The sequence below is a fragment of the Hydrocoleum sp. CS-953 genome (assembly GCF_002260545.1).
Taxonomy (GTDB): domain Bacteria; phylum Cyanobacteriota; class Cyanobacteriia; order Cyanobacteriales; family Microcoleaceae; genus Trichodesmium.
On sequence record NZ_LGSU01001277.1, the window covers coordinates 1 to 9,101 of the forward strand.

Annotated in this window: 8 protein-coding genes; 3 read left to right on the forward strand and 5 right to left on the reverse strand. The window is 35.8% G+C overall.

What is annotated here, in order from left to right; genetic code table 11:
* Positions 1-275: 275 nt before the first annotated feature.
* The 5 genes from AFK68_RS37215 to AFK68_RS22615 form a co-directional block, all read right to left on the reverse strand.
* Positions 276-413: a hypothetical protein gene (locus AFK68_RS37215; RefSeq protein ID WP_168186606.1), complete on the reverse strand. Its 138-nt coding sequence runs from the start codon at positions 411-413 to the stop codon at positions 276-278.
* Positions 414-803: 390 nt separating this feature from the next.
* Positions 804-1,265, reverse strand: a complete 462-nt coding sequence (locus tag AFK68_RS22600; RefSeq protein WP_094675287.1) for an AAA family ATPase — start codon at positions 1,263-1,265, stop codon at positions 804-806.
* 80 nt (positions 1,266-1,345) lie between these two features.
* Positions 1,346-2,632 carry a glucose-1-phosphate adenylyltransferase gene (locus tag AFK68_RS22605; protein ID WP_094675289.1) on the reverse strand — a complete coding sequence of 429 codons (1,287 nt, stop codon included), beginning with the start codon at positions 2,630-2,632 and terminating at the stop codon, positions 1,346-1,348.
* A gap of 511 nt (positions 2,633-3,143) precedes the next feature.
* The gene (locus AFK68_RS22610; protein ID WP_094675291.1) at positions 3,144-5,123 is read right to left on the reverse strand and encodes a pentapeptide repeat-containing protein; all 1,980 of its coding nucleotides are present in this window, start codon (positions 5,121-5,123) and stop codon (positions 3,144-3,146) included.
* Positions 5,124-5,148: 25 nt separating this feature from the next.
* Positions 5,149-5,829, reverse strand: coding sequence for a helix-turn-helix transcriptional regulator (locus AFK68_RS22615; protein ID WP_094675293.1), 681 nt, complete (start codon positions 5,827-5,829; stop codon positions 5,149-5,151).
* A 162-nt stretch (positions 5,830-5,991) separates the two neighbouring features.
* Between AFK68_RS22615 and AFK68_RS22620 the strand changes: the two genes are divergently transcribed.
* The 3 genes from AFK68_RS22620 to AFK68_RS42300 all read left to right on the forward strand — a co-directional run bounded on the left by AFK68_RS22620 (position 5,992) and on the right by AFK68_RS42300 (position 9,000).
* The gene (locus tag AFK68_RS22620) at positions 5,992-7,473 is read left to right on the forward strand and encodes a glycoside hydrolase family 13 protein (protein ID WP_094675295.1); all 1,482 of its coding nucleotides are present in this window, start codon (positions 5,992-5,994) and stop codon (positions 7,471-7,473) included.
* A gap of 159 nt (positions 7,474-7,632) precedes the next feature.
* Complete coding sequence (locus AFK68_RS42295; protein ID WP_246844346.1) at positions 7,633-8,385, forward strand: Rieske 2Fe-2S domain-containing protein; 753 nt, start codon at positions 7,633-7,635, stop codon at positions 8,383-8,385.
* Positions 8,386-8,454: 69 nt separating this feature from the next.
* Complete coding sequence (locus tag AFK68_RS42300; RefSeq protein ID WP_246844347.1) at positions 8,455-9,000, forward strand: hypothetical protein; 546 nt, start codon at positions 8,455-8,457, stop codon at positions 8,998-9,000.
* The last annotated feature ends 101 nt before the right edge of the window (positions 9,001-9,101 follow it).

Consider the following 9,101-nt stretch of genomic DNA (forward strand, 5'->3'; position numbering starts at 1 on the left):
CCCTTATATTGGTGACTAATCAAGCAGACTTGATATTAAGGTTTACTTCTTTCTTTACAAGTTATCAAAGATTAATATTTAGTCAAGTTCGGTTTTTCCTGAAATACTAATAGCAATTGCCGTACTCAATTTTTGAGTTATTATAGCAATCCTAAATAGGTTGTGATAAATTAAAAAGTAAATAAAAAATTTCAAACTCTTACCTGTTGCCTGTTGCCTGTTGCCTCTTGCCTAAAAAAGGAGTAAGATTTTTGCCACGAATATGCGGAGGATTGCTATAGTAACCAACTTGTTTGTTTCCCTGATTTTATACCATCTGGAAAAAAGATTGTCAGAGTAGAGACTTGGTTAGCAAAACCCTTTTTTTCTGAATATTTAGCTAACTTTTTAAATTTTGGTATAGCGTTTCTCATTCTTTCTGAGGTACAGTTGTTTTTCTCTTACCCTACTCCCCATTTCCCCATCTTCCCTACTCCCTACTCCCTAAAACCAAAGAATTTTGTACCTCACTCTTTTTGGGAATTGCTATATTAGTTATTTCTCAAATTATTTTATTAAATTAGTAATACCTTGATTTTAATATAGTAATCCTAAATTCGTCGTGACAGTTTTAATAATAGTTAAAAAGAGCTGAAAACCTTGAAAATTATGACTCCTGACTCCTAAAAGTGCCACTAAAATATTGCAACCGATTAGAGGATTACTATAGTAATTTATGTACTTAATTCATACGAAATCTTCTAAATCCTCTATAAGTTCCATTTCTCCTAATTACTCCCTACTCCCTACTCCCTACTCCCTAATTATCTAGTAATTCGTTTCAGTTCATCCAATCCTTCTTCACAACTTGGGGGAGCATCTGTTAACTGGCGGTACATTTTTATTATTACTTCTTCTGGCACCTGACGCTTTCGTTGTTTATTTCTTTGTAAGCATAATTCTAATGATTTGTCAAGCCATATACCAGTTATGTGGCTAAATCCAGTTTCTCTAGCAAGGTTAATCACTTCTTTTCGTCCCCCACGTTGGGCATTAGTAGCATCATATATGGCTAGAGATGTTTGGCTGACAGCTTCGTGAAACTGCTGCTGTACTTGCTGCCACACCTGTAGCCAAGGTCCCTGAATTGCTTCGTCACCAAATAATTGAGCACGGATAGCATCAGTAGAAACTAATTGACACTGAGGATATCTAGTAAGTATTTTCTTTGCTAGAGTAGATTTGCCACTAGCTGGTAGTCCGATCAGAATAATTAGTCTGGTCATAAATTAGCAATTAGTATTTAGTGATTAGCAGTATTTAGTCATAACTACTAACCAACTAAACTACTAATACTAAACATTTACTAAATTATTGTGCCATCTGGGATAATAGCATTTTTCAAGACAACAACAATACCACTGCGAATGATGAACCCTTCTTCCTCACGTTGGGCTTCTTCTATATGGTCTTTATTGATTATTTGGACATGGCGACCAATGCGGGCATTCTTATCAATAATTGCCCCACGAATAGTCGTTTCAGCACCAATACCTAATGGAACTTTACCCTGGCTTAGGCCAGATTGGCGTTCAGCAAAAGGTTCATAAAAATCGGAACCCATCAGCAGAGAATCCTCAATTACACAGCCAGCTTCTACACGGGACCGGACTCCTAATACACAATGGTCAATCCGACATTGTTTCAAAATACAACCTTCTCCCACAATTGACTCTGTAATCTGGCAGTCCAAAAGTTTACTTGGAGGTAAGTAGCGGGAGCGAGTATAAATAGGAGCTTTTTCATCATAGAAGCTAAACGGAGGTTGAGGCTGTTGAGTCAAAGCCAAATTCGCTTCATAGAAAGACTTAATAGTTCCAATATCTTCCCAGTAACCTTCAAATGGATAAGCTTGAACATTGTAGTCTTTGGCGGAATTAGGTAGAATTTCCTTACCAAAATCTGGAGCTTGGGATTCTTCCAATAGTTTGACCATCACATCTTTATTAAAGACATAAATACCCATAGAAGCAATGTAGGGTTGTTCTTTAGCAACTTCTGGACTAACTCCTAAAACAGAGGTATCCACTGCCATAACTTTTAGGGCATCTCCTTTAGGTTTTTCACTAAATTCAATAATCCGACCAGAGTCATCAATTTTCATTAAGCCAAAGTCGGACGCCCGTGCTTCATCAATGGGTAAGACAGAAAGAGTAATATCTGCCTTTGTGTCAATATGGCGTTGGACAAACTCTCGGTAGTCCATACGGTAAAGATGGTCTCCTGAAAGAATTAGGTAATAATCAACGTCCCACTCTTTGAACAACCAGATATATTTACGGACAGCATCGGCTGTTCCTTGGAACCACTCTGGATTATCTTTAGTTTGTTGAGCTGCCAGAACTTCGACAAAACCTTCACTAAAACCAGGGAAATCATAGGCACGAGTAATATGACGGTTCAGAGAAGCGGAGTTGAATTGGGTCATAACATATATTTTCTGCATTTCTGAGTTGATGCAGTTACTGATAGGAATATCTATCAAACGATATTTCCCGGCTAGGGGTACTGCTGGTTTGGCCCGCAGCTTTGTTAATGGATAGAGACGGGTGCCTGCGCCACCACCTAGAATTATACTTAGTACGTTTTTCACGGTTGAACCTCACTGCCAATAATATTCACATTCTAAGTGTCCAACGGTTAGGGATCATTGGCAAGGGGTTAGATATTTAGATATAGTCAGGTTAAATTTTGGTTATGGGTTGGCGATCGCTGATTATCTTTATATTTAATAGGTTAAATACCCCACCATTTATTATTTATGATGCTGGAAATTCCTTGAGAATAATTTTTCCTTATTAGACCTGTGGTGGAAAAGAGGGAGTAGGGAGTAGGGAGTAGGAATTAGGGGGAAAGAATTGATAATTTCTACGGGATAATTGATTTTATTTTTGATTATCACGCCTAGGTCTATTAGAATCCGGTTGAACAATGAACAATGGTCATTGCGACGATAGGAAGCAATCTCGCGTCAGCCCTGAGATTGCTTCCTTCCACGGAGTGACCGTCGCAATGACTTAGGTAATAGTAATTACTCTGACTTTATATTATACCTTTTTCAATGTTCTTTTACAAATCCTACATACCACTAAAAATTAAAATTTTTATAAGCCAAGAAGTGTAGTGAGAGTTGGTAGATAATTTTTGAGAGTAGTTGCTAGTTTGCTAGCGTCTGTCATTGCTGCTGTTAAACCTTTAAGAGCATTCAAAGCCATTGAACAAAGTTTTAGGATACGTTCTCCTGGTGTTTTTTTAGCTTCTTCTGCTATGGTTTCTACAGCTTCAAGAGCTTGCTTTTTTTGAGCTTCTGAAAGTATAGAATCATCATTAATTGATTCTTGCAAGGCAGTTAAAATAGTTACTAAATCTTCGCCTTTTTCTGTTTTAATATCCTGAAGTTGTTGGATAGTGTTGTTAATCTGACCATTGAGGTTTACCAATGCCATACTTCCTGAATTTGTGAGAGTAACATCACTCAGATGAACATCTCCAGATGTGGTTTTATCTCCACTAATTAGATCGCCACTTACTGTAGGATTTTCATTTTTGTTTTCCATAATTTCTACCTTTTCTGAAGGGTTTAATAATATATTAGGTTTATGACCTTGAATTAATAATTCATGATAATAATTATTTGTAATGCTCTGATGAATTGCCGGTTTATCTGCGGTTGGTGAAACACCAATTTGTGCGAGAACTACATTCTCATCTTTTTGCTCTATTTTCCAGCGACTTTTATTGATTCCTTGATATTTATTTGCTGTTTTATCTAGAGCAGTACCTAGAGCTTGCCAACCACCAAAATCAAAATCGTGTAAAAGTACATCTACAGTTTCTTGAAGTTCATCTATCCATTTTTCAAATTCACCATCTTTAAATTCTCCACTGTCTGGTTTAGGTTCTAAAAAACCGTGTTTGCCTTGCTTTATATAAATTCTTTTACAGTCAACTTTATCAAAGCAAGTACGACTATTTATACTCCAATCTTCTATACAGGTTTCTGTTAGACTAGCTCCGGAAAAATTTACATCTAATACTTGAGCTTTAGATAAATTTGCTCCTTCTAAATTAGCATCTGTTAAGTCTGCACCGTTTAAGTTTGCTCCTATAAGAATAGCTTCTGCTAAATTAGCCCCTTTTAAGTTAGCACCACTAAGATTTGCTCCAGTATAATCTTTGCCAGTGCCATCTTCTGGATTTGTAAGTAGTTTTCTCACATGAGGATCTTCTAAAATTGTATCTTGCAGTCTAGATAATTCTAATCCTGTAACATTTTTAAAACTAGCGCCAGTTAATATAGCTTTTCTAAAATCTGTATGGGGTAAATGTGAATTATCAAAACAAGCATCTGTTAAATCAACACCGTAAAAAGATGTTCCACCTGTGGCAGATAAAAATATAGCTATTTTTTTTATCCATGCAAATTGTGGTGAACCTCTGATAGCTTTTCTACCAATAATATAACCTGTGAGAATTATAGTTATTATTAAAATGCTTATGGCAACTTTCTCTAGTGAAACTTTTTCATCCTTAGTTAAAAATATAGCTGCAAAGATGACACTAGCTAAAGTTAAAAATTGACTTAAAGTTCCACTGGTAGTATATACAGTAGTTATCAGTAATGCAATAATTGTTGTGCCTAAATATGCTAGAGTAATACTAAATCCAAGAAATGGCAGCGATTGAATTATTATATTAGTTATATTAGTTCCTTTTTCACTGACAAACCCGAATATATTGGGAACAACGGTCAATATAAAAATTATAGAAATTCCAACTTTTTTAAAACCATTAATTACTATATAATATAGGGAAAAAAGATAAGGTATTGAAGTCATTAAGATAGCTTCCTTTGTATTTATATTAAAATTACCTATCTTTTGTAACTCTCTCAAAATTTGACTGACCACAAAACCAGAAATTAGAGGTATCAAACTTGATAAAATACCTACCAATATTCCCCATAGTGTTATTAGTAATTTATGGATGTTTTTATGTCCTGCTGATGCATTACTAAATTCTTTATTTTGAATACTACCCTTAAAAGTAATATTGCGAATATTCCTTGAGTCAAACTTATTCATTTACTTAATTCAGGGGTATTTTTGATTAACAACCAAATCCCACATATCTACACCATAAATCTCTGTATTGCCAAAATGAATGATACCTCTCGCTGTTATCGTCACTAATACTGTTATCGTCACTAATAAAAGATACGTCTATGTACTCATTTCTCAGAATCTCTATAAATTCTGCTGAAGTGCCTGTCTCTTTAATAAAGTGAGCTTCATTTTGATATTTTTTCTTGATATAAAAGTCTATGTCAAACTTAAATAGAGGTAAATCTACTTCTCTTTTCTTCAGAGTATCGATATTACAATCTAAAGCACTACAAATTTTGTCAAGTTGTTTCTTAGTAGATGGCTCTTTTAATTTTTCTTTACTTATAGGTTGAGTGCTATAAAAAGTTAATACTGATACATCTACTCCAGATTTTTGACTCAACTCTTTCAACTTTTCAGATACATCACTATCTGGATACAACTCCTCTAGCCTGTATAATATCTTAAGTTTAATTGCTCCTTTTTTAATACTTTGTGGTTCATACTCATTATTAGAAATGATCATAGTTTTTGGCGCATCTGCACCCTCAAACCATCTTGTCGGAAATTCTTTTATCCAATCTTCTGTAGGGTTACTTGGATAAGATTCAACTTTAACTTCTTCTATCGTACTATTTTGCTCCTTTAATTGTAGAGCTTTTTTTGTCAGTTTTAACCATGTCATAATTACTTAACCCTCAGATTTTTTGAATTATTTATTGATAGTTATATAATTATTCATTCTAGAAAGCTTAAATATGGAAAAAAATAATATTGTTACATAATTTTACAACAAGTTCAATATCTGGTAACTTTGAGTAGAATAACTTAACTCAAAAGTTTATCTATGCAAATTCAAACACCAGAATGGGTAAAACACGCCGTATTTTACCAAATTTTTCCAGACCGTTTTGTTAAAGGTCAACCACCCACCCAAACCAGAAAAGGAATAGACAAAGGTTGGTATCCCAGCATCCTAGAAGCTTGGCATGAGTCTCCCACTATTCAAGGTTACAAAGGAGGGAACCTCTGGGGTGTCATTGAAAAACTTGACTATCTTCAGGAACTTGGTATCACCGCCATTTACTTCACCCCAATTTTCCAATCAACCTGTAACCACCGCTATCATACCCATGACTATTATCGAGTAGATCCAATTTTAGGAGGTAATGAAGCTTTAAGGGTATTAATAGATGCTGCTCACGATCGCAATATTAAAGTAGTTCTTGACGGAGTTTTCAACCACGCTAGTCGTGGTTTCTATTTCTTTAATGACATCTTGGAAAACGGTCCTTACTCTCCCTGGTTACATTGGTTCAAAATAGAAGATTGGCCTCTGTCTGCTTATGATGGTAGTTTACCTGCTAATTATGTGGGTTGGGTAGGCAACCGTGCTTTACCTGTATTCAATCACGATAACCTAGAAGTGAAAGAATACATTATGGAAATTGGGGAATATTGGTTAGAATTTGGCATTGATGGTTGGCGGTTAGATGTACCGTTTGAGGTGAGGACTCCTGGGTTTTGGCAAGAGTTTCGCGATCGCATCAAAGCTATTAACCCAGAAGCATATATTGTGGGAGAAGTCTGGAGTGACTGCGTACAATGGTTGGATGGCAGTCAGTTTGATGGGGTGATGAATTATCTATTTACTGGTCCGACTATTGCTTTTACCACAGGCGATAGCGTGGATATTGAGCAAGTTAAAGGCCGTGACTATGAAGCTTATCCAGCTATATCTGCTGTTGAATACGGTCAAAAAATGCAGGAGTTATTACAACTCTATCCTTGGGAAATTCAATTAACTCAACTCAATTTATTAGATAGTCATGATACAGCTAGAGTTTTGAGTATTGCTAAAGGAGATAAAGCAAGTGTTGAGCTAGCTACTTTATTATTGATGACTTTTCCTGGCGCACCAAGTATTTATTATGGTGATGAAGTAGGTTTACCAGGCAAGTTAGACCCTGACTCTCGTCGTGGTTTTCCTAATAAAGAAGAATGGGATAATGAAGTTCTGGAATATCATAAAAATTTAATTGCTATTAGAAATAAATATTCTGCTTTGCGTACTGGTAATTATAAGGTTTTGTTTGCTGAGGGAAATGTTTATGTATTTGCTCGTATTTTAGGGGATGAAGAAATTATTGTAGCTGTTAATATTGGTACGGAAGCAGCGAAAGTAAATGTTAGTGCTAGTAAGCTTAAATCTCAACCAAATAAAACTGTTTATGGTAGTTGTCATATATCTTGGCAAGATGGAAATCAAGGTAGTCAATTAGAGTTAGATTTACCTGCAAGAAAAGGTTGTATTTTGGTCAAAAATTAATCTTGCTTGAACACAAACTTGATAATGACAAAATAGTTGATTTTTATTTTAGAAGGGAGGGCTATTTTATGGATTATTTATATCAAACCCCCCCCTTTATTAAACCAAACAAACATGATAGACTAATTCAGAAATATCATAACAAAAAATTGGATTATTATGACAATAGCACCCAATATTCCAGAAGAAATATCGCCATCCACTGATACCTTACTAACTTCAGAAACAGACCAAGAATTTAATTGGAGAAATTGTTGGTATCCAGTCACATTTATTCAAGACTTACCCACAAAACGTCCTTACAGTTTTTCCTTGTATGATGAACCCTTAGTTTTGTTCAGAAATAAAGATGGTAAGCTAATTTGCCTTGCAGACCTTTGCCCCCACCGTGCAGCCAAACTATCAGATGGACAAATAATTGACGGCAAAATAGAATGTTTGTACCACGGTTGGCAGTTTGGCAGTCAGGGAGAATGTTTGCATATTCCACAGTTGCCAGCAGATGCAAAAATTCCAGCCAAAGCTTGCGTAAAATCATTTCTTGTGGTAGAAAAACAAGGTATAGTTTGGATGTGGGCTGGGGAAGCAAATGTGGCAGATGAAAAACTAATTCCCACTGTGGCAGACTTAGACAACCCTACAGTGGTTAGTTCAGACTATATGATCGACCTACCTTACGATCAAACCTACTTCATTGAAAATGCTATCGACCCATCTCACCTATATATTAGCCATGAAGCTACTCTGAATAGTCGTCAACAAGCTCAACCTTTGGAAATGGAAGTTATAGAAACTTCTGCTCGTGGAATTAGAGGCAGATATCGGAAAACAAGACAACAGACTGAAAACTGGATGCAGCTTAATTTTATTGCCCCGAATTTAATTACATACAGAGGTGCAACTGCTTCATAAAAATCACAACGGGTAGGTGGAGCGGCACTTTATTCACTGCCTACAGGAAAGGGAAAATGCCGAATTATCATCAGAAATTATACTAACTCTCCCAGTTGGAAACTTAAGTGGCAACCACGCTGGATGGAACATTGGTATCGAGGTAAGTTTTTAGAAGAAGACTTACCTCTGGTAGTTGGGCAGCAAGCACAAGTTCAAAGGTTAGGGCAAAGTCTAAGTTCCCTATATTTGCCCTTGAAAACTTCCGATATATTAGTAGTTGAGTATCGTAAATGGTTGGATAAATACGGAGAATGTTTACCATATTATCTTGGTTACAATACTCAGTCATTGCCAGAGCAAGAAAACTTACAAGTTCATCCACAACTGCCTGCTTTAGATCGCTTCTCACGACATACTCAAATTTGTGGTTCCTGTAGTCGCGCCCATAAAACAGCTATTCGTTTCAAGCAAATATTTGTGGGAGTGGCGATCGCTCTTGCTGCTGTAGCGATAATAACAGAAGATTTTGGTATTAAATTATTGCTTGTTGCTTTTGCTCTATGTAGTGTGGGGTTAGCAGTTATTGCTGAGAAGTTCAAGATTAGGTTTGAACGTGCTTATACTAGGCATTAATATAAGTACATATTTTCCCAAGTCTAATATCATGTCTAATTGAATAGTTATAAGTGGATAAATATTCAGGTAAATAAATTGTGTGTGGTCCACTATAATTA

Bases quoted from the DNA above. Each gene is read 5' to 3' on its own strand.
- AFK68_RS37215 (WP_168186606.1), bottom strand. From the start codon at position 413: ATGAGAAACGCTATACCAAAATTTAAAAAGTTAGCTAAATATTCAGAA.
- AFK68_RS22600 (WP_094675287.1), bottom strand. From the start codon at position 1,265: ATGACCAGACTAATTATTCTGATCGGACTACCAGCTAGTGGCAAATCT.
- AFK68_RS22610 (WP_094675291.1), bottom strand. From the start codon at position 5,123: ATGAATAAGTTTGACTCAAGGAATATTCGCAATATTACTTTTAAGGGT.
- AFK68_RS22615 (WP_094675293.1), bottom strand. From the start codon at position 5,829: ATGACATGGTTAAAACTGACAAAAAAAGCTCTACAATTAAAGGAGCAA.
- AFK68_RS22620 (WP_094675295.1), top strand. From the start codon at position 5,992: ATGCAAATTCAAACACCAGAATGGGTAAAACACGCCGTATTTTACCAA.
- AFK68_RS42295 (WP_246844346.1), top strand. From the start codon at position 7,633: ATGACAATAGCACCCAATATTCCAGAAGAAATATCGCCATCCACTGAT.